General features: G+C 67.1%; 17 protein-coding genes. 7 read left to right on the plus strand and 10 right to left on the minus strand.

Features of this window, described 5'->3' with window-relative positions; all coding sequences use genetic code 11:
- From ACODSU_RS23605 to ACODSU_RS23620, 4 genes are all read right to left on the minus strand, one after another.
- A partial coding sequence (locus ACODSU_RS23605; RefSeq protein ID WP_488845281.1) for an electron transfer flavoprotein subunit beta/FixA family protein occupies positions 1–352 on the minus strand: 352 nt, incomplete at its 3' end.
- Positions 353–577: 225 nt separating this feature from the next.
- Complete coding sequence (locus tag ACODSU_RS23610; RefSeq protein ID WP_488845283.1) at positions 578–1,906, minus strand: mechanosensitive ion channel family protein; 1,329 nt, start codon at positions 1,904–1,906, stop codon at positions 578–580.
- Between the two features lie 11 nt (positions 1,907–1,917).
- Positions 1,918–2,703 (minus strand): enoyl-CoA hydratase, encoded by a 786-nt coding sequence (locus ACODSU_RS23615; RefSeq protein ID WP_116747596.1) that lies wholly within the window; start codon positions 2,701–2,703, stop codon positions 1,918–1,920.
- Between the two features lie 112 nt (positions 2,704–2,815).
- Positions 2,816–3,769 carry a histone deacetylase family protein gene (locus ACODSU_RS23620; protein WP_015015122.1) on the minus strand — a complete coding sequence of 318 codons (954 nt, stop codon included), beginning with the start codon at positions 3,767–3,769 and terminating at the stop codon, positions 2,816–2,818.
- Between the two features lie 53 nt (positions 3,770–3,822).
- Here ACODSU_RS23620 and ACODSU_RS23625 point away from each other — a divergent pair, with 53 nt between their 5' ends.
- The 6 genes from ACODSU_RS23625 (at position 3,823) to ACODSU_RS23650 (ending at position 11,152) form a co-directional block, all read left to right on the plus strand.
- Positions 3,823–4,743 (plus strand): AAA family ATPase, encoded by a 921-nt coding sequence (locus ACODSU_RS23625; RefSeq protein WP_015015123.1) that lies wholly within the window; start codon positions 3,823–3,825, stop codon positions 4,741–4,743.
- Between the two features lie 3 nt (positions 4,744–4,746).
- On the plus strand, positions 4,747–5,790 hold the full coding sequence (locus ACODSU_RS23630) for a DUF58 domain-containing protein (RefSeq protein ID WP_488845285.1): 1,044 nt from the start codon (positions 4,747–4,749) through the stop codon (positions 5,788–5,790).
- A gap of 115 nt (positions 5,791–5,905) precedes the next feature.
- A complete protein-coding gene (locus ACODSU_RS23635; RefSeq protein ID WP_488845287.1) occupies positions 5,906–7,945 on the plus strand; it encodes a transglutaminase TgpA family protein in 2,040 nt (679 codons plus the stop codon).
- Between the two features lie 159 nt (positions 7,946–8,104).
- Positions 8,105–9,217: a lytic murein transglycosylase B gene (gene mltB / locus ACODSU_RS23640; RefSeq protein ID WP_488845289.1), complete on the plus strand. Its 1,113-nt coding sequence runs from the start codon at positions 8,105–8,107 to the stop codon at positions 9,215–9,217.
- 175 nt (positions 9,218–9,392) lie between these two features.
- Positions 9,393–10,385, plus strand: a complete 993-nt coding sequence (locus tag ACODSU_RS23645; RefSeq protein ID WP_488845291.1) for an ABC transporter ATP-binding protein — start codon at positions 9,393–9,395, stop codon at positions 10,383–10,385.
- 5 nt (positions 10,386–10,390) lie between these two features.
- On the plus strand, positions 10,391–11,152 hold the full coding sequence (locus tag ACODSU_RS23650; RefSeq protein WP_056640850.1) for an ABC transporter permease: 762 nt from the start codon (positions 10,391–10,393) through the stop codon (positions 11,150–11,152).
- Between the two features lie 60 nt (positions 11,153–11,212).
- Here ACODSU_RS23650 and ACODSU_RS23655 read toward each other — a convergent pair whose 3' ends face one another.
- Positions 11,213–12,556: a branched-chain amino acid ABC transporter substrate-binding protein gene (locus tag ACODSU_RS23655; RefSeq protein ID WP_488845293.1), complete on the minus strand. Its 1,344-nt coding sequence runs from the start codon at positions 12,554–12,556 to the stop codon at positions 11,213–11,215.
- Between the two features lie 92 nt (positions 12,557–12,648).
- Between ACODSU_RS23655 and ACODSU_RS23660 the strand changes: the two genes are divergently transcribed.
- On the plus strand, positions 12,649–13,047 hold the full coding sequence (locus ACODSU_RS23660) for an Hsp20/alpha crystallin family protein (RefSeq protein ID WP_015015130.1): 399 nt from the start codon (positions 12,649–12,651) through the stop codon (positions 13,045–13,047).
- Between the two features lie 156 nt (positions 13,048–13,203).
- Here ACODSU_RS23660 and ACODSU_RS23665 read toward each other — a convergent pair whose 3' ends face one another.
- The 5 genes from ACODSU_RS23665 to ACODSU_RS23685 form a co-directional block, all read right to left on the minus strand.
- Positions 13,204–14,409, minus strand: coding sequence for an ABC transporter permease (locus ACODSU_RS23665; RefSeq protein ID WP_108498978.1), 1,206 nt, complete (start codon positions 14,407–14,409; stop codon positions 13,204–13,206).
- A complete protein-coding gene (locus ACODSU_RS23670; protein WP_488845295.1) occupies positions 14,409–15,194 on the minus strand; it encodes an ABC transporter ATP-binding protein in 786 nt (261 codons plus the stop codon). The genes ACODSU_RS23665 and ACODSU_RS23670 overlap by 1 nt, the downstream gene beginning before the upstream one ends.
- The gene (locus ACODSU_RS23675) at positions 15,191–16,588 is read right to left on the minus strand and encodes an efflux RND transporter periplasmic adaptor subunit (protein WP_488845297.1); all 1,398 of its coding nucleotides are present in this window, start codon (positions 16,586–16,588) and stop codon (positions 15,191–15,193) included. The genes ACODSU_RS23670 and ACODSU_RS23675 overlap by 4 nt, the downstream gene beginning before the upstream one ends.
- Before the next feature lie 44 nt (positions 16,589–16,632).
- Entirely contained in the window at positions 16,633–17,991 is a 1,359-nt protein-coding gene (locus ACODSU_RS23680) for an efflux transporter outer membrane subunit (RefSeq protein WP_488845299.1), read from the minus strand.
- Between the two features lie 297 nt (positions 17,992–18,288).
- Positions 18,289–19,284 carry an AraC-like ligand-binding domain-containing protein gene (locus ACODSU_RS23685; RefSeq protein ID WP_488804957.1) on the minus strand — a complete coding sequence of 332 codons (996 nt, stop codon included), beginning with the start codon at positions 19,282–19,284 and terminating at the stop codon, positions 18,289–18,291.
- Between the last annotated feature and the right edge of the window lie 30 nt (positions 19,285–19,314).

The following is a 19,314-nucleotide window of genomic DNA, read 5'->3' on the forward strand; positions in this document are numbered from 1 at the left end:
GTTTGCCCAGGATGATGAGAGAAGGTTGTTCTTTGTCGACCAGGGCTTTGAGGAGCTTGGCCACTGCCAGGGGCTGCAGTTCGACGTCGGTTTCCACCAGGATGGCGCGGTCGGCGCCGATGGCCATGGCGGTGCGCAGGGTTTCCTGGCATTGGGCTACGCCGCAGGAGACTGCGATGACTTCGGTCACCAGGCCTTTTTCTTTCAGGCGCACGGCCTCTTCAACGGCGATTTCGTCAAAGGGGTTCATGCTCATCTTCACGTTGGCGATGTCCACACCCGTGTTGTCCGACTTCACGCGGACCTTCACGTTGTAGTCCACCACGCGCTTGACAGGGACCAAGACCTTCATTGCTGCGGCTCCTAGAGAGTTGGTTGAATTGACGTTTACGTAAACTAGAACATTCTATGTCGCACTGCAGCGAAAGCGCTACGGAGCCACCACACAGACTGCACAATCACAAAAAAGAACGATCGTGCTTTTTGTGAATTATAGGCGAGTGCACAAGGCCAGTGTCTAGAGTGGGCTGTCGCCTGCGCTACCGGCCTCCCACCAGGACATCGGCGTGCCCCCGGCTCAGCCAGCAGAAGCGGGTGCTGGCGCGGGAGTCCCGCCCGGCGACATCGCAGCCGGGACTGCGCCATCGACCTGGACATGCATGACCCGCTGCGGGTAAGGGATTTCGATCTGGTGGGCCCGCAGCGCACTCAGGATGGCCCGGTTGATGTCCGAACGCAGTCCCAACGACCCGTTTTCAGGGTCCGCAATCCAGAACCCCACCGTGAACTCCAGTCCATCGGCCCCGAAGGCCGACAGCGCGGCGCTGGGGGCGGGGTCGCGCAGCACGCGCGGGCTGACCAGGGCGGCATCGGTGAGCAACTGGGCCACCTGGTCCACATCGCTCTCATAGGCCACGCTGACCACGGTGGACATCCACACGCGCGGGTCTGACAGCGACAGGTTTTCCACCCGCTGGGTGATCAAGAGTTCGTTGGGCACGATGGATTCGCGCCCCGAGGGCGAGCGGATGACGGTGTAGCGGGCATTGATTTGCGTGATGCGCCCCTCGAACGTATCGAGCTTGACGTTGTCGCCGATGCGCATGCTGCGCTCGGCCAGGATCACAAAACCGCTGACATAGTTGGCCGCGAGCTTCTGCAGGCCAAAGCCAATGCCCACGCCGACCGCACCACCCAGCACCGACAGCGCAGTCAGGTCGATGCCCACCGACGACAAGGCCACCAGCAAGCCCACAAACACCAGCAGCGCCCGCACAGCATTGCTCACGGCCTTGCGCAGCGACAGCTCGGCGCCCGTGGCCGAGCGCAGCAGGCGCGATTCGATGGCCGCCGAGATCCACAAGGCAATCAGCAGTACCGCTGCGGCGGTAACTGCCCCTTCGATGATGGTGCGCACCGACAGCGTCGCCCCGCCCACCTTCCAGTGGATCTGGTCCAGCTCGTCCAGCACCAGCGGCAGCAGCCCGGTGACCCACAGCACCATGCCCAGCCACGCCATCCAGGAGATGGAGCGCTCGATGGGCCGCACCCAGGCAGCATCCGGGTAGGCCACCTGCAGCACCTTCACGCCGATGCGAATGACCACCAGCGCTACCAGCACGGGGATCGCAATCTTGAACGCGGCCAGCGCCACCCAGTGGTGCAGCAGGGTGCGCGCGATGTAGGCCAGACTCAGCAGCACCAGCGGGAACAGCGCGCCGTCCACGATTCGCACCCCAAAGAGGATGGAGCGCGGGTCGCCCCGGCGCAGGCCGCGCTGCAGCAGCGCCACCAGCCCCCAGGCCAGGCCTACGCAGACGGCCAGGACGGCCAGCTCCACCAGCACCGTGGGGCTGAGAAAGGCCTGCACCCACAGGCCCACGTCGTCGAGCATCGGCTTGTCCATCGTGCCGTGCCTCAACGCTTCCAGGCGGGCTGGCGCTTCTCGGCAAACGCACGGGCGCCCTCCTGGGCGGCCTCGTCCATCATGTTGGTGGCCATGGTCTGGCCGGCCAGCTGGTAGGCGGCATCGATGCCCAGCTCGCGCTGCTGGTACACCAGCGCCTTGCCCATGGCCACGGCCACGCGCGGCTTTTGAAGGATGGATTGCACCAGTTGCTCGACCTCGGCATCCAGCGCATCGGCAGGCACCACGCGGTTCACCAGCCCTTGCGCCAGCGCGGTGGGCGCATCGATGAAATCACCGGTGAGCAGCATTTCCATCGCCCGCTTGGCGGGCACGTTGCGCACCAGCGGCACGCTGGGCGTGGCACAGAACAGGCCGTAGTGGATGCCGCTGGTGGCAAAGCTGGCCGTGTCTGCCGCCACAGCCAGGTCACACTGCGCCACCAGCTGGCACCCCGCAGCAGTCGCCATGCCCTGCACCCGCGCAATGACGGGCACGCTGAGCTTGTGGATCGTCAGCATCATCCGGCTGCACTGCGCAAACAACTTCTGGTAGTACGCCAGCTCTGGGTGGGCCGCCATGTCCTTGAGGTTGTGGCCCGCGCAAAACGCCTTGCCGGCGGCCGCCAGCACCACCACACGCACCGACTCGTCGCGGCCCGCGTCGTCCAGCGCCTGCTGCAGCGCCGTGAGCATCTCGCTGCCCAGCGCATTGAAGCGGGTGGGGTCGTTCAGGGTCAGGGTGACCACGCCGCGTGTGTCGCGGGCAATTTGCAGCAGATCATGGGAATTCGTCATCATTCTTCTCCAGTTTTTTGCACGACCGGCACCGCCGAGACTGGCGCGTCTCCGGGCCGTCACCACCAAGCAGACGGCCTGTCAAAGCGCAGGTGCTCCAGGCTGAGAGGGCTTACAAGTCGGCTAGAACCCGCAGATGCGCCTCTACGCTGCGCGCCAGCGGCCCCATCACATAACCGCCCTCCAGGCAAGACACGATGCGCCCCTTGGAGTAGCGCCGGGCCACATCCTTCACGCGCTGGGTGATCCAGGTGTAGTCCTGCTCGGTCAGGCCCAGCTGGCCCATGTCGTCCTCGCGGTGGCCGTCAAAACCAGCACTCACAAAAATCATCTCGGGCTTGAAGGCCTCCAGCCGGGGCATCCACATCATCTCGATGATCTCGCGGATGTCCATGCCGCGTGTGTACGCGGGCACCGGCACATTGACCATGTTGGGGGCCGGGTCGTGGTCGCCGCTATAGGGGTAGAACGGGTGCTGGAAGATGCTGACCATCAGCGCGCGCGGGTCATTGGCCAGGATGTCTTCGGTGCCGTTGCCATGGTGCACGTCAAAGTCCACCACCGCCACGCGCTGCAGGTTGTAGCGCTGCAAGGCGTATTTGACGGCCACCGCCACGTTGTTGAAAAAGCAGAAACCCATGGCCTTGTCGCGGCAGGCATGGTGCCCTGGGGGGCGTACAGAACAGAACGCGTTTTCGACTTCGCCCGCCATGACCGCATCGGTGGCAGCCAGCGCGGCACCTGCGGCACGCAGGGACGCCTTCCAGGTATGGGCGTTGATGGAGGTGTCGGTGTCGATCTGCGCGTAGCTCGGGCCGCCGGCCATCAGCTCTTCATTCAGCCGGTCGGACAGGCCGCGCAGCGCCGCAATGTGCATACGGCCGTGGGCCAGTTCGATGTCGGCCAGTGAGGCTTCGGGCGCCTCGTAGCGCTCCAACGCATCCCCCACGCCTGTGACCAGCAAACGGTCTTCAATCGCATCCAGCCGCTCGGGGCATTCGGGGTGGCCCGGGCCCATCTCGTGCTTCCAACAATCCCGGTGGGTGAAATAGCCCGTCTTGCTCACAGTCTTGTCCCCGCGTCTCGCATTTTTTGCCGTTTTTCGGATAACGTCGTGCCATGAATGCACAGCACAAGATCAAATCGCTCCTGGATCAGCTTAACACGGTGATCGTGGGCAAAAAGGCCCAGGTTCAGGACTGCGTGGCCTGCCTGCTGGCGGGGGGGCACCTGCTCATCGAAGACGTGCCTGGCGTGGGCAAGACCACACTGGCGCACGCGCTGTCCCACACTTTTGGGCTGCAGTTTTCGCGCGTCCAGTTCACTGCGGACCTGATGCCCAGCGACCTCACCGGCGTGTCGGTGTACGAACGTGGCAAGGAAGCCTTTGTGTTCCACCCCGGCCCGGTGTTTGCCCAGGTGCTGCTGGCCGACGAGATCAACCGCGCCAGCCCCAAAACGCAAAGCGCCCTGCTCGAAGCCATGGAAGAAAAGCAGGTCTCGGTCGAGGGCGAAACCCGCGCCCTGCCCCACCCCTTCTTCGTGATCGCCACCCAGAACCCGCACGACCAACTGGGCACCTTTGCGCTGCCTGAGTCGCAGCTTGACCGCTTCTTGATGCGCATCTCCATCGGCTACCCCGACCGCGCCGCCGAGCGCCTGCTGCTGTCGGGCGACGACCGCCGCGACATGGTGAGCAGCCTGCTGCCGCTGCTGTCGGCCGAGGAGCTGACCGAGCTGCAGCGCCAGGTGCAGGCCGTGCACACCGCCGATCCGCTGCTCAACTATGTGCAGGACCTGATCGCCGCCACCCGCTCGGGCCGCTGGTTCTTGCAGGGCCTGTCGCCCCGCGCGGGCATTGCCCTGCTGCGTGCCGCCAAGGCCCAGGCCCTCATCAGCGGGCGCGACTACGTGGCGCCGGACGATGTGCAGGCCGTGCTGCCGCAAACCATCGCCCACCGCCTGGTGCCCGTGGGCGACGCCGGGCGCGGCGCGGTCGAGCAGGTGCGCGCCATGGTCGATGCCGTGCCGCTGCCCTGACCGATGGAATCCGCTGCCCACCCTTCCCTCACCACGCCCACGGGCTGGCGCGGCCTGGCTGCGCGGCTCAGACCCGTGGCACGCCTTCGCAGGCGCTTCCAGCGCTGGTGGCAGGCGCGCCTGCCGCTGTCCGACACGCTGCAGCTCACCCAGCGCAACGTCTACATCCTGCCCACCAGCTCGGGCTGGATGCTGGCGCTCACGCTTGTGGTGTTGCTGGTGGCCTCCATCAACTACCAGCTCAATCTGGGCTACCTGCTGACTTTTTTGCTGGCCGGCAGCGCGGTAGTGGGCATGCACATCTGCCACGCCAACCTGCGCGGGCTGACGCTGCACCTGAAGGCGCCCGAGCCGCATTTTCTGGGCACCAGCACGGCGTTCGAGATTCAGCTGTCCAGCGATCGCAAGTCGCCCCGCTATGGCATTGCCCTGGCGGTGCACGGCACCGGCAAGGCCGAGCACCACTGGGCCTGGACCGATGTGCCCGCCCAGGGCCAGGCCAGCGTGCAGGTCGCCTTCCAGCCCGGGCGCCGGGGGCTGCACCGGGTGCCCACCCTGACGGCCGAGACGCGGTTTCCGCTGGGCACCTTCCGCGTGTGGACCTATTGGCGCCCAGCTGCCGAGGTGCTGGTGTACCCCGCGCCCGAGGTGCCGCCACAGCCCTTGCCGCCGGGCGAGCCCCGCGCCGGGGGCACGGGCAATGCGCCGTCGCAGGGCATTGGCGAATTCGACGGGGTGCGGGCCTACCGGCGGGGCGACCCGCTCAAACTGGTGGTCTGGAAGAAGGCCGCCAAGTCGCTGGCCACCGGCACCGACGACCTGGTGAGCCGCGATGCGCAGCAGGCGCAGCGGCATGAGCTGTGGCTGGATCTGGCCCACGCCGCGCTGCCCAACCACGAGGCACGCGTGTCGCGCCTGACGGCCTGGGTGCTGCAGGCCGACCGCCTGGACCTGGACTATGGCCTGCGCCTGCCCGGCACCGAGATCGCGCCCGACACCGGCGCAGCCCACCGCAGGCGCTGCCTGGAGGCCTTGGCCCTGTGTTGACCCGCTGCCGCTTATTTCAGCCCATATTGGCCCCAAGCGCATGTTCATATTGCCCCAATAGCTATCAAATACGTAGCAAAATGAAATCCATCGCCCTCCACACCGCCGCGCAGCCATGAGCCTGCGCCAGACGCTCCACGCCCTGCCGCGCGATGCGCGCGACACGCTGTTCCTGCTCGTCGTGATTGCGTGGGTCATCGCCCCGCAGGTCAACGTGTTGCCCGCATGGGCAAGCCTGCTGGCCGCCGGGCTGATGCTGTGGCGCGGCTGGCTGGCCTTCAAGGGGCGCCCGCTGCCAACGCGCTGGGTGCTGGCCGTTCCGCTGGTGATCGCGGTGGCGGGCACGCTGTACACCCACCGCACCATCCTGGGCCGCGATGCCGGGGTGACGCTGATCGTGATGCTGCTGGCGCTCAAGATGCTGGAGCTGCGCGCACGGCGCGATGCGCTGGTGGTCTTCTTTCTGGGCTTCTTCACGATGCTCAGCAACTTCTTCTTCTCGCAGTCGCTGTTCACGGCCGCTGCCATGCTGGTGGCCCTGCTGGGGCTGCTCACGGCCCTGGTCAACGCCCACATGCCCGTGGGGCGCCCTCCGCTGTCGCAGGCACTGCGCACCGCAGGCACCATGGCCCTGCTGGGCGCGCCCATCATGGCGGCGCTGTTCATGCTGTTCCCGCGCATGGCGCCCCTGTGGGGCATGCCCAGCGACACCATGAGCGGGCGCAGCGGCCTGTCGGGCGTGATGAAGGTGGGCAATATCGCCGAACTGGCGCTGGACGACACGGTGGCCATGCGCGTGCGATTTGACACCCCTGACGGCGCCGCGCCACCGCAGAGCGACCTGTACTTCCGTGGCCCGGTGTTCGGCACCTTCGACGGTGTTGAGTGGCACCCGGTGTCGCCCCGCCCTGGCGATTATTCGCAGGCACGCGCCAACACTGTCGCCAATCTGCGCGTGCAAGGCCAGCCCGTGCGCTACGAGGTCACGCTGGAGCCTCACCAGCGCCCCTGGCTGCTGCTGCTGGATGCTGCGGTGGACAAACCCGCCGTCGCAGGCATGGACACCTTCATGACGCAGGACCTGCAGTGGCTGACCACCCGCGCCGTGACGGATGTGGTGCGCTACAAGGCCGAAAGCTACACGCAGTTTGCCCACGGCCCCAGCACCCCCAACGCCGCCCTGCGCACCTACACCGAGCTGCCCACCGGTTTCAACCCCCGCACGCTGGCACTGGCCCAGCAAATGCGCAACGACCCCGCACTCAACCCCAACCCGGCGCAGGACAACACCGAGGCGCTGGTCAATGCCGCCCTGACCCGCCTGCGTACCGGCGGATATGTCTACACGCTGGAGCCCGGCGTGTACGGCCAGCACACGGCCGACGAGTTCTGGTTTGACCGCAAGGAAGGGTTTTGCGAGCACATTTCCTCGGCCTTTGTGGTGCTGATGCGTGCGCTCGACATCCCAGCTCGCATCGTCACCGGCTACCAGGGTGGCGACCGCAACCCCGTGGACGGCATATGGACCGTGCGCCAAAGCGATGCCCACGCCTGGGCCGAAGTCTGGCTGGCCGGCCGGGGCTGGGTGCGGGTGGACCCCACGGGTGCCGTGTCGCCCGGCCGCACCGGGGCCTTTCAGCGGCTGCGCGCTCCTCAGAGCGCCTTTGCGACGGCCATGGGCACGGTCATCAGCCCGGGGCTGGCGCAGAACCTGCGCGCCGTGTGGGAGGCCGTCAACAACAGCTGGAACCAGTGGGTACTCAACTACACGCAAAGCCGCCAGCTGGACCTGCTCAAGTCCCTGGGCTTTGAGTCGCCCAGCTGGCAGGACCTGACCATGGTGCTGGGCATCCTGATCATCGTGGCGGCCCTCGGGGGCATGGGCTGGAGCCTGTGGGAGCGCAGCCAGCACGACCCCTGGCTGCGTCTGCTGGCACGCGCGCGCCAGCGCCTGGCCCGCGCCGGGCTGGTGGTGCCCGACACCTTGCCGCCCCGGGCCATGGCCGAGCGGGTACAGGCACAATTCGGCGCACCCGCTGCGGCGGTGGCCGACTGGCTGCTGCGGCTGGAGCGCGTGCGCTATGCCCCCCACCCGGAGGCCGCGCTGGGCGACTTGCGTCGGGAGTTCCGCAGCATCGCCTGGCCAAAGCAGTGAATCATCCCCCTGAGCGGCTGCGCCGCTTCCCCCTTCTCTCGCGCTGCGCGCGGGAAGGGGGACGATGCCCTCGCTGCGGGGCGGCCCTTGCTCGGCATCCCTGGTTACGGGGCGCGCCAGTTTCAAAGCACCGGGCCCTACAAAGCTACAACGACTGACATGAAGAAGACATCACCATGGACCGCAGCAGCTATTTTTTTGATAGCTGCCTGGGCATTACCCGCTAGCGCAAAGCCCGAAAATCAACCCAAATCAGCAGCCCAGAAGGCGCATGCCAAAGCCGGCCAGGCCCACCAGGGGCTGTCCGGCGCCAAGGCCCCGGTGCTCTACGCATCGCGCCCCGAGGCCATGGAGTTTGCCGACGACCTGGCCGCGCGCCGCGACCTGGACCGCGAATGGGTGCGCCAGGCCATCGGTCAGGCGCATTTTCTACCCCAGGTGCCACGCCTCATGCTGCCGCCGGCCAAGGGCACGGCCAAGAACTGGCGCGTGTACCGCAGCCGCTTCATCGACCCCATTCGCATCCGTGCAGGCGTGCGTTTCTGGCAAGAGAACCAGGCCATGCTGGAGCGTGCCGAACGCGAGTTTGGCGTGCCGGCCGAGATCATCGTGGGCATCATCGGTGTGGAGACCATCTACGGCCAGCAGATGGGCACCTTCCGCGTGATGGACGCGCTGGCCACGCTGGCGTTCGACTTCCCCTCCGCCCACCCGCGCGCCAAGGAACGCACCGAATTCTTCCGCCGCGAACTGGAGCAGTTCCTGAGCCTCACCAACCGCAGCAACACCGACCCGTTCGAGCCACGCGGCAGCTATGCCGGCGCCATGGGCCTGGGCCAGTTCATGCCCTCCAGCTGGGTGCGCTACGCGGTGGACTTCGACGGCGACGGCCGCGTGGACCTGTTCAAGAGCCCGGCCGATGCCATTGGCTCAGTGGCCAACTACTTCCGCGGCCACGGATGGACGCCCGGCATGCCCACGCACTTTGGGGTGCAGTTCGACAATGCGCGCCTGCAGCTGGACGACCTGCTCGCTCCTGACATCCTACCCACCTTCAGTGCCGCCAGCATGCAGGCCAAGGGCGCCGTGCTGGATGCCCAGGGTGCGCAGCACACCGGCCCGCTGGCGCTGGTGGAACTGCAAAACGGCAACGATGCCCCCAGCTACGTGGCGGGCACCGAGAACTTCTACGCCATCACGCGCTACAACTGGTCCAGCTACTACGCCATGGCGGTGATCGAGCTGGGCCGCGAGGTGGCGGCAGCGCGCTGATGGCGAACCCCTGCTCTGCGAACCAAACACCCACCGGCTGAACCCGGAGGTTTCTGCGGGCACGGAGCCCCCGCCCAGCTCGCTTGCGCAAGTCAGTCCACAATGCCCGGCTTCGACCGCTTGTGCAGCGGCCCGGCCAAGGCGGCGCGCCTGGCCTTCCAAGAGAACCTTCCCCATGCCTGCATCACCTTCTCCAGCACCCGACACGGACGCCATCGTCCGCGTACGCGGCCTGAGCAAAACCTACGCCGGCGGCTTTCAGGCACTCAAGAACATCGACCTGGACATCCGGCGCGGCGAGATCTTCGCTCTGCTCGGCCCCAATGGCGCGGGAAAGACCACGCTGATCAGCGTGATTTGCGGCATGAGCAATGCCACGGCGGGCACCGTTACGGCAGATGGGCACGACACGGTGCGCGACTACCGCGCCGCCCGTGCGGCGATTGGCCTGGTGCCGCAGGAGCTGCACACCGACTCGTTCGAGACCGTGTGGGCCACGGTGAACTTCAGCCGGGGCCTGTTTGGCAAGGCCCCCAACCCCGCATACATCGAGAAGATCCTCAAGGACCTGTCGCTGTGGGACAAGAAGGACAACAAGATTCTCGCGCTGTCGGGCGGCATGAAACGCCGCGTTCTGATCGCCAAGGCGCTGTCGCATGAGCCCAAGATTCTGTTCCTCGACGAACCCAGCGCGGGCGTGGATGTGGAGCTGCGCCACGATATGTGGCGCCTGGTGCGGGCGCTGCGCGACGCGGGCACCACCATCATCCTGACCACCCACTACCTGGAAGAAGCCGAGGACATGGCCGACCGCATCGGCGTGATCCGCAAGGGCGAGTTGATCGTGGTGGAAGACAAGGCCGTGCTGATGCGCAAGCTGGGCAAGAAGGAACTTGCCATCACGCTGCAGCAACCCATGGAGCAGGTGCCCGCATCGCTCGCCCGCTGGCCGTTGGCGCTGAGCCAGGGCGGCACCGTGCTGACCTACACCTTCGACACGCAGCGCGAGGACACCGGCATCGCCGCCCTGCTGCGCGCCCTGACGGAGCACGGCATCGACTTCAAGGACCTGCATTCCAGTGAAAGCTCGCTCGAAGACATCTTCGTGAGCCTGGTGCACCAGGACAAGGCCCCCACCGCTTCGGCCCAGAAAGCGATTCCAGCATGACCGGTGTGAACCTGCATGGCGTGCGCGCCATCTACCGCTTTGAAATGAACCGTGCCTTCCGCACCTGGATGCAGAGCCTCATTGCACCCGTGCTGACTACCGCGCTGTACTTCATCGTCTTCGGCTCCGCCATCGGCTCGCGCATGGGTGACATCGGCGGGGTGAGCTATGGCGCCTACATCATCCCCGGCCTGCTCATGCTGTCACTGCTCTCCGAGAGCATTTCCAACTCGGCCTTCGGCATCTACATGCCCAAGTGGTCGGGCACCATCTACGAGCTGCTGAGCGCACCCGTCAACTGGGTGGAGGTGCTGCTGGGCTACGTGGGCGCGGCGGCCAGCAAGTCGCTGCTGGTGTCGGTGCTCATCCTGTCCACCGCCCGGGTGTTCGTTCCGTACGAGGTGGCGCACCCGGTGTGGATGGTGGGCTTTCTGGTGCTCACGGCCGTCACGTTCTGCCTGTTCGGCTTCCTGATTGGCCTGTGGGCGGACAGCTTTCAGAAGCTGCAGGTGATCCCGCTGCTGGTGATCACGCCGCTCACCTTTCTGGGCGGGGCGTTTTACAGCATCAGCATGCTGCCGCCGTTCTGGCAAACCGTCTCGTTGTTCAACCCGGTGGTCTATCTCATCAGCGGGCTGCGGTGGGCGTTCTACGGCCACGCCGATGTGCACATCGCGGTGAGCACCAGCATGACGCTGGTGTTCATGGCCCTGTGTCTCACCGTGGTGTGGTGGGTGTTCAAGACCGGCCACCGCATCCGGCGCTGAGCTCCATCGCCCCGTCCACACCGGCAACCCGGGGCGGACCCACGCATCAGTAGCGCTGCATCAATAACGCTGCATTTGGCAGCTGTGCGGCTGCTGTGCCTTGGCGGCTGCAATCTGCCGCACCACGCGGAAGCCGTAGCCCGAGCCTTCCACGTCGAACTTCACGCCGGGCGCGCCTTTCTTGTCCATCACGCCCACCGCCAGCGCCTGCTGGAACTGGTGGTCGGCCGCGCGCATGGTGCCACCCTGGCCGGCCAGCTGCACGTTGGCCGATTCCATCTGGCGCGCAACGGCCACCACATCGGTGCTGCCCGCACGCTCGATGGACTGCGCGAGTGCCTCCACCATCAGCTGCATGCGCATGTGCACATAGTCGTCCTGCGGCTTGGGAAAGCGTGTGCGGAAGGACTGGTAGAACGCCTCGCTCTGCGCGCCCGGCACGTTGGGCAGCCAGTCGGCCACGGCCACTACCTTGCCAATGCCTGCGTCGCCAATGGCTGCGGGCGCACCCAGCGCGTTGCCGTAGAAGGTGTAGAAGCTGCCCTCGTAGCCCACGTCCCGCGCGGCCTTGACCAGCAGCGTGAGGTCGTTGCCCCAGTTGCCGGTGACTACGGCCTGTGCGCCGCTGCTCTTGATCTTGACGGCGTAAGGCGCAAAGTCCTTCACGCGGCCGATGGGGTGCAGCTCTTCGCCCACCACGGCCACATCGGGGCGCTGGGCAGCCAGCTGCTTCTTGGCCTCGCGCAGCACGGCCTGGCCAAAGCTGTAGTCCTGACCGATGAGGTACACGCTCTTCAAGGCCTTGTCCTCGCGCATCACCTCCATCAGCGCGGCCATGCGCATGTCGGCATGGGCATCAAAGCGGAAGTGCCAGAAGCTGCACTTCTCGTTCGTGAGGATGGGGTCCACCGCCGAGTAGTTGAGGAACAGCACGCGCTTGTTCGGCTCGCGCTCGTTGTGCTTGTTGATGGCCTCGATCAGCACGGCGGCCGTGGACGACGAATTGCCCTGCAGGATGACCTGCGCGCCATCGTCAATCGCGGCGCGCAGGGCAGACAGGGCTTCTTCGTTCTGGCCTTTGCTGTCGTAGCGCTCCAGCACCAGCGGGCGGGGACCGCCACTGCTGGCAGGCAGCTGCACGCCGCCGCGTGCGTTCACGCGCTCCATGGCCCAGTAGATGTTGCGATACACAGCCTCGCCCGTGTTGGCAAACGGGCCCGACAGGCTTTCGATGAGCGCCAGCTTGACCGGCCTGGCCTGGGCCACGCCTGCCGAGGGCGGGGTCTGCGCTTGCGCGGCAGGCGCCAACGCCACGGCGCCTGCAAGGGCCACTGCGGCCGCCCAAACGGTGTGACGTAATGCCGCTGCGCCTGATTTCAAGCCCACAGATTGCAATTTATTCATGGCATTTTTCCCTTGAAATGCGGCGTGGCCGCACACACCTCTCTGCCATGCGGCGACCACGTCGAGAGCCGCGCAGTGTATAGGAGTTACCCATGATCTTCGCCCCCGTGATCCGCCGCGCCGCTTATGCCCAAGCCCCCCGTTCCGCCGACCTGGCGCTGCAACGTTTTCTGATGGGCGCGCTGGCACAGCCTGCATCCGCAGCGGCAGCACCCGCCGCCGGCTGCACCGTGACGCAGGACGAAAAGGCCACCACCCTGCAGCTGGATGTACCCGGCCTGGCCCGCGAACAGCTCTCGATCAGCATTGAAGGCCAGGTGGTGCAGGTGCAAAGCGTGGAAGGCGCACCGCGCAAGGTGCAGCGCGCGTGGGAGCTGCCCACCGAGATTGACGCCAGCGCCAGCACCGCCAAGCTGGAAAACGGCGTGCTGACCCTGACGCTGGTCCGCCTGGAGCCCGTGAGCAAGGCCACCACGCTGACCATTCACTGAGGCCGGCCACTCCCAAGGCGATGGCGCATGACGGCCATCGCTATATTTCCAATAGCAATCAAGGCATGATGCACTAGCGCTTCATGCCTTTTTGCTTGTTTTTTTCTTCCAGGGCACCCGGTCAGGCGCCATTCGGCAGCCAGCCCACGGCCCTGCTCACTCGTGCCGTAGCGCATCGATGGGGTCCATGCGCGCCGCGCGTCGCGCCGGGAAGTAGCCAAACACCACACCGATCCCGGCCGAAAACACAAACGACAGCAGGTTCACGCCAGGGTTGAACAGGTAGGGCACGCCCATCAGCCCCGACAGCGCGAGCGACGCGCCCGTGGCCAGCACGATGCCGATGAGCCCGCCCAGCGCGGCCAGCACCACGGCCTCGATCAGGAACTGCAGCAGCACCTCGCGTTCCAGCGCGCCGATGGCCAGGCGCAGGCCGATCTCGCGCGTGCGCTCGGTCACGCTCACCAGCATGATGTTCATGATGCCAATGCCGCCCACCAGCAGACTCACGGCCGCCACGGCGCCCAGCAGCGTGGTCAGCACCTTGGTGGTGCCCGAGAGCGTGTCGGCCAGTTGCTTGGTGTCGAGCACGTTGAAGTTGTCTTCGTCCGAGTCCGACAGCTTGCGCAGCTCGCGCAGCAGTTGGGTGAGGCTGGCCTTCACGCGCTCGGGGTCGCTGCCGTCCTTCATGGACACCAGCAGCGTGTTCACCCGCGTGTTGCCCGTCACGCGGCGCTGCAGCGTGCGCAGCGGCACCAACACGGTGTCGTCCTGGTCGTTGCCAAACGCACCCTGCCCTTTGGACGCCAGCACGCCCACGACCTCGCACGAAAACGCCTTCACGCGCAGCTGGCCGCCCACGGCATCGGCCGTGCCAAACAGCTCGCGCCGTACGGTCTCGCCGATCAGGCACACGGCGGCACCGGCACGCAATTCGGCGTCGGTAAAGACGCGGCCAGTGCGCACCGTCCAGTTGCCGGTCTCCAGCCAAGCGTTGGTGCTGCCGATCACGCTGGTCGTCCAGTTGCGCCCACCCACCACCGCCGTGGCGGCGGCACGCGCCTCGGGCGCCACGGCCAGGATGCCGCCGATCTGCTGCGCGATCACGTCGGCATCGGTGTCCTTGAAGGCCGGGGCGCCCGTGCCGCCGCCGGGCCCCATGCGCTGGCCGGGGCGCACCTGCAGCAGGTTGGTGCCCAGGCCCGAGATCTGGTTCTGGATGGCCAGCGTGGCGCCGTTGCCCAGCGTGACCATGGTGATCACGGCGCTCACGCCGATCACGATGCCCAGGATGGTGAGGAAGGAGCGCATGAGATTGCGCCGGATGGAGCGCAGCGCCAGCAGCAGCGTGTTGAGCAGCATCAGTGGCCTCCTGCGTCTGAACCGGCCACAGCCGCTGCGTTCGGTACCTTCGATACCGCATCCGCGTCCAGCCCATTGGGGTGCGGGTTGGCCGCATCGCTGTCCACCACGCCATCCACAAACCGCACGATGCGCCGCGCGTACTGCGCCATGTCGGGCTCGTGCGTGACCATCAGCACGGTGATGCCGTGGTCGGCGTTCAGCCGCCACAGCAGCTCCATGATCTCGATGCTGCGTTGCGTATCGAGGTTGCCCGTGGGCTCGTCGGCCAGCAGCACATCGGGCTCGGTGACGATGGCGCGCGCAATGGCCACGCGCTGCTGCTGCCCGCCCGACAGCTCGGCAGGCGTGTGGTGCTCCCAGCCCTTGAGGCCCACCGCATCCAGCGCGCGCGCCGCCGCCGCATGACGCGCTGCAGCGGCCTCGCCCCGGTACAGCAGGGGCAGCTCCACGTTCTCTTGCGCCGAGGTGCGCGCCAGCAGGTTGAAGCCCTGGAACACAAAGCCAAAGTAGCGCCGCCGCAGCCGTGCCCGCTCGTCGCGCGAGAGCGACTCCACATGCACGCCCTTGAACAGGTATTCGCCCGTGGTGGGCCGGTCCAGGCAGCCCAGCGTGTTCATGGCCGTGGACTTGCCCGAGCCGCTGGGGCCCATGATGGCCACAAAGTCGCCCTGTGCAATGTCCAGGTCCACGCCCTTGAGCGCCTGAAAAGCCAGCGCTCCTTCGCCATAGACCTTGGTCACGCCCCGCAGGCGGATGAGGAGGGTGTCGCCCGCCACGCTCATGGCTTGGCCCCTGCCGCGCGCTGGTCCGTGATCACGGCCATGCCGGGGGTCAGACCCTCACCGCTCACCTCGGTATGGCGGCCGTCGCTGATGCCCACCTGCACATCAATGGGCTTTGCAGCGCCGTCTTGCAGCACCCACACCTGGCGCGTCTTGCCCGCACCATCGCCTGCCTCTGCACCTGCACCCGGCTTGCGTGGACCCGAGCCCGAGCGTGGCATGCGCGGCATTAGCTGCGACATGATGCCGCCACCACTGCCGCTGCCCGACGCGCCGGGCTTGGCACCACCCGCCCCAGGCTTCGCATCCGCCCCGGCGGCCTGCGCGGGCGTGAAGCGCAGCGCCGTGTTGGGCACCAGCAGCACGTCCTTGCGCTCAGTGGAAGTGATGGTTGCCGCCGCCGTCATGCCAGGGCGCAGGCTCATGTCGCCGTTGTTCACCTCCAGCCAGGTGATGTAGGTGACCACGTTGTCGGTCTTGGTGGAGCCAAACGACACACGCGTGACCTGGGCCGGGTAGCGGCGCGAGGGATAGGCGCTGACCGTAAAGCTCGCGTCCTGCCCCACCTTGACCGAACCCACATCGGCCTCGTCCACGCTCACATCCAGCCGCAGCCGCGTGAGGTCTTCGGCCACGGTAAACAGCGTCACCGCCTGCAGCGAAGCGGCCACGGCGTTGCCGGGCTCCACCGACCGGGTGAGAACCACGCCGTCGATGGGCGAGCGGATGGAGGCCTTGGACAGATTAGTCTCGTCGGTGGACAGCGCCGCACGGGCGTCTTCCACCGTGGCACGTGCGCTGGTTTCGTCGGCGCGGGCGCGGTCCAGCGTGGCGCGGCCTGCGTCCAGTTCGGAGGCCGAAGGCACCTTGCCGCCGGACAGGCGGGCCACTTCCTCCAGCCGGCCCAGGTTGGCAATGGCCTCCTTGGTGGTGGCCACGGCCTGGGCCAGACGGGCCTGCGCCGATGCGAGCGAGGCGCGCGAGCGCAGCACCTGCGATTCGAGCTTGGCGGTGTCCAGCTCCACCAACAGCTGCCCCTTCTTGACCTTGTCGTTCACATCCACCAGCACATTGCGCACCGTGCCCGACAACTCGCTGCCGATGGTGACCGAGCGCGTAGGCTGCAACGTGCCGTTGGCCGACACGGTGAGCGTGAGGTTGCCCCGGCGCAGCTCTTCGGTCACATAGGTGGGTGCGGTGCTGGCGCTCTGGCGCGATTGCCAGGCATACAAGCCACCACCCACTACGACAAGCGCCGCCACTCCCAGCCACACGGTGGTGCGCTGCCACCAGCGGCGGGGCCGGTCAGCGCCCAGCAAGGCGCTCAGGTCAGCGGGGGCCGCCTTGGCGGTCGTGGAGGCGGTAGAAGTCACGGAGGGTTCGGTATGGGGCATGGGACGTGATTCAGAAAATGGGGGCAAGCAACGGGGCGACCAGATTACGGGGCCGGCTGCCAGCCGCCCCCCAGCGCCTTGTAGAGGCGCACATGGTCCGCCGCGACAGCAGCGGTGGTGGTGGCCACGCTCTCTTGCGTCGAAAGCAGCGTGCGCTGCGTCTCCAGCACCGCCTGAAAATCAATGAGCCCGCTGCTGTAGCGCTGCTGCGCCAGCAAGGCGGCGTTGCGGGCTGCGTCTGCGGCAGCGGTCAGGCGCTCCAGCTTTTCGCGGTCGCCGCGCAGAGCCACCAGCGCGTTCTCCACATCCTGCAGGGCCGTGAGCACCGTGGATTCGTAGGCCACGCGGGCCTGCTCCAGCGCGGCCGACTGCACACGCACCTGCGCGCGGGCGGCGCCACCGTCGAGCAGCGGGATGGATACGCTGCCCAGCAAGGCACTGGTCACGGCACCGCCGCCCGATAACGCCCCGAGCGTCAGGGCGCGCAGGCCCAGCGAGCCGCCGAGCGAGAAGCTGGGGTAGCGCGCCGCATCGGCCTGCGACACGCGCGCCAGGGCGGCGGCAATGCGTTGTTCGGCAGCGCGCACATCGGGGCGTTGGCGCAGCGTTTCCGCCGGAATTGCCAACGCCAGCTCTGTGGTCGGTTGCGGTACCGGCGCGCTGGCGGCCAGGGTGGCGTCGAGCGCACCGGGCACCTGCCCCGTCAGCACGGCCAGGCTGTAGCGCGACTGCGCCAGGCTGGCTTCGAGCGAGGGGATCTGCGCGGCCGTCTGTTCGGCCGCTGCACGGGCCTGCTCGGTGACGAGCGAGGTGGTCAGCCCCGCCTGCAGGCGCCACTGCGTGAGCTGCAGGGTCTCCTGCTGGCTGGCCAGGTTGCTGCGCGCAATGGCCAGGCGCTGCTGCAGCCCGCGCAGCTCGATGTAGTTGATGGCCACCTCGGCGGCCAGCGACACCTGCACGTCGGCCAGGCTGGCCTCTGCCGCGCGCGCATCGGCCTCGCTGGCGTTCACGCCGCTGCGCACGCGGCCAAACACATCGGGCTCCCAGCTCGCATCAAAGCCAGCCTGGAAACTGTTGCCCGTGCTGTTGCTGGCCCGGCTGCGCTGCGCCGAGGCGGATGCGCCCACGCTGGGCAGCAGCCCGGCCGACTGCACATCCACCTGGGCACGTGCTTGCTGCAACGCGGCCTGGGCAGTGCGCACGCTGGTGTTGGCGCGCAAGGCTTGCTCGACCAGCGTGGTGAGCACTGCATCGTCAAACCGCTGCCACCACTGGGCGAGGGATGTAGTTGCAGCCGCTTGCGAGGCACCGTTACCTCCCGAAGACCAAGCCGAGGGAACGGCCACCTGGGGCAAGGTGTCGTCGGTGGGTGCCAGGCTGGCACACCCGGTGGCGAGCAGCACGCACACAATCAGGGCCGTTTGCCTCCACGGCGCAGCGCGCACAACGTGCGCTGTGCGAGCGGTGGGAGCGCCTGGAGAGGCCGGTGGGAGAAAACGCATGGGCAATGGGTACGCAGGGGAAAACCCCATTGTGAGCAGCGATTGCGCAGCCAAGGTACCGACTGGGTCAAGCCCGCGTAAAGAATTGATGCAAGTCAACGATCACTGGGCGGTCGCGCCGACGCAGCCTGGACCTCAAACACATGGGCCTGCAGTGCCGCACAACGGGCACAGCCCGCCTGTGGGCCAGGTCGTCGGTCAGTGCGCGCGCAGCGACTCGTCGCGCAGCAACACCACCGGCGCAAACGCCCGGGCCCGGTATTCGCTGGGGCTGCAGCCCACATGCGCGCGGAACGCCCGGCTGAAATGCGCGCTGTTGCTGAAGCCCCAGGACAGCGCAATGTCCGTGACCGAGCGCTGCGCGTGCGCCGGGTGGCGCAGGTCGCGCAGGCAGGCCTCCAGGCGGCGGCGCTGGATCATGGCGGCCAGGGTTTCTTCGTCATCCGCCACCGCGTTGTACAGGTGCCGCTTGCTGCAGTTGAGCGCCTGGGCCATGCGGTCGATGGTGAGGTCGGGGTCACCCAGGTGGCGGTCAATGTACTGGCTGATGCGGTCGCGCAGCGCCTCGCGCTGCGACAGCAGGCTTTGCTGCCCGTTGCGCTCCAGCAGCGAAAGCTGCACCAGGTGCGTGATCACATCAGCCACGCCGTCGGCAGCGGCATCGGACATGGTGGGCAACTCGGAGAAGGCGGCGCGCATGGTGTCCCACGCCAGGCGCGACACGCCCGTGGTGCCCGAAAAGCGCTGCACCATCAGGTCGTCCAGCTTGAGCTTGCGCTCAGGCAGCTGCTCCTTGGGGATCATCAGCACCATCTGCCGCACGGCCTCGGGGTTGCTCACGGCGTAGGCGCGCGTGGTGTCGTACACGCTCCACTCGCCGGGTGACAGCCACACCTGGCGGCCGTTCTGCTCAAAGCAGGCCCGCCCTTCGAGCTGCGCCACCACTTTGATGTAGGCCCGGTCGCTGCCCCGGATGAGGCTGGGTGTGCGCACCACGCGGTGGCGGCTTACATCCAGCTGGCACAGGTTCACATAGCCCGCCTGGCCGGACGTGATGTGGCCCGCAAAGGCATCGTCACCAAACGCATCGGACTCCAGCCCGCCAATGAGGCGCCACACGGCATCACCCCACAGGTGCAGGCGGTCGCGCGCGGGCACGGCGTCGGTGGATACCTCGGTCAATGATTGGGCCATGGTGTCTCCAGGCAGTTGGGCGCAAGCCGG

Source organism: Acidovorax sp. FG48 (assembly GCF_057809085.1).

Bases quoted from the DNA above. Each gene is read 5' to 3' on its own strand.
- ACODSU_RS23645 (WP_488845291.1), top strand. From the start codon at position 9,393: ATGCCTGCATCACCTTCTCCAGCACCCGACACGGACGCCATCGTCCGC.
- ACODSU_RS23685 (WP_488804957.1), bottom strand. From the start codon at position 19,284: ATGGCCCAATCATTGACCGAGGTATCCACCGACGCCGTGCCCGCGCGC.
- ACODSU_RS23630 (WP_488845285.1), top strand. From the start codon at position 4,747: ATGGAATCCGCTGCCCACCCTTCCCTCACCACGCCCACGGGCTGGCGC.
- ACODSU_RS23610 (WP_488845283.1), bottom strand. From the start codon at position 1,906: ATGGACAAGCCGATGCTCGACGACGTGGGCCTGTGGGTGCAGGCCTTT.
- ACODSU_RS23670 (WP_488845295.1), bottom strand. From the start codon at position 15,194: ATGAGCGTGGCGGGCGACACCCTCCTCATCCGCCTGCGGGGCGTGACC.
- ACODSU_RS23635 (WP_488845287.1), top strand. From the start codon at position 5,906: ATGAGCCTGCGCCAGACGCTCCACGCCCTGCCGCGCGATGCGCGCGAC.
- ACODSU_RS23665 (WP_108498978.1), bottom strand. From the start codon at position 14,409: ATGCTGCTCAACACGCTGCTGCTGGCGCTGCGCTCCATCCGGCGCAAT.
- ACODSU_RS23625 (WP_015015123.1), top strand. From the start codon at position 3,823: ATGAATGCACAGCACAAGATCAAATCGCTCCTGGATCAGCTTAACACG.
- ACODSU_RS23675 (WP_488845297.1), bottom strand. From the start codon at position 16,588: ATGCCCCATACCGAACCCTCCGTGACTTCTACCGCCTCCACGACCGCC.
- ACODSU_RS23660 (WP_015015130.1), top strand. From the start codon at position 12,649: ATGATCTTCGCCCCCGTGATCCGCCGCGCCGCTTATGCCCAAGCCCCC.
- ACODSU_RS23615 (WP_116747596.1), bottom strand. From the start codon at position 2,703: ATGACGAATTCCCATGATCTGCTGCAAATTGCCCGCGACACACGCGGC.
- mltB (WP_488845289.1), top strand. From the start codon at position 8,105: ATGAAGAAGACATCACCATGGACCGCAGCAGCTATTTTTTTGATAGCT.
- ACODSU_RS23655 (WP_488845293.1), bottom strand. From the start codon at position 12,556: ATGAATAAATTGCAATCTGTGGGCTTGAAATCAGGCGCAGCGGCATTA.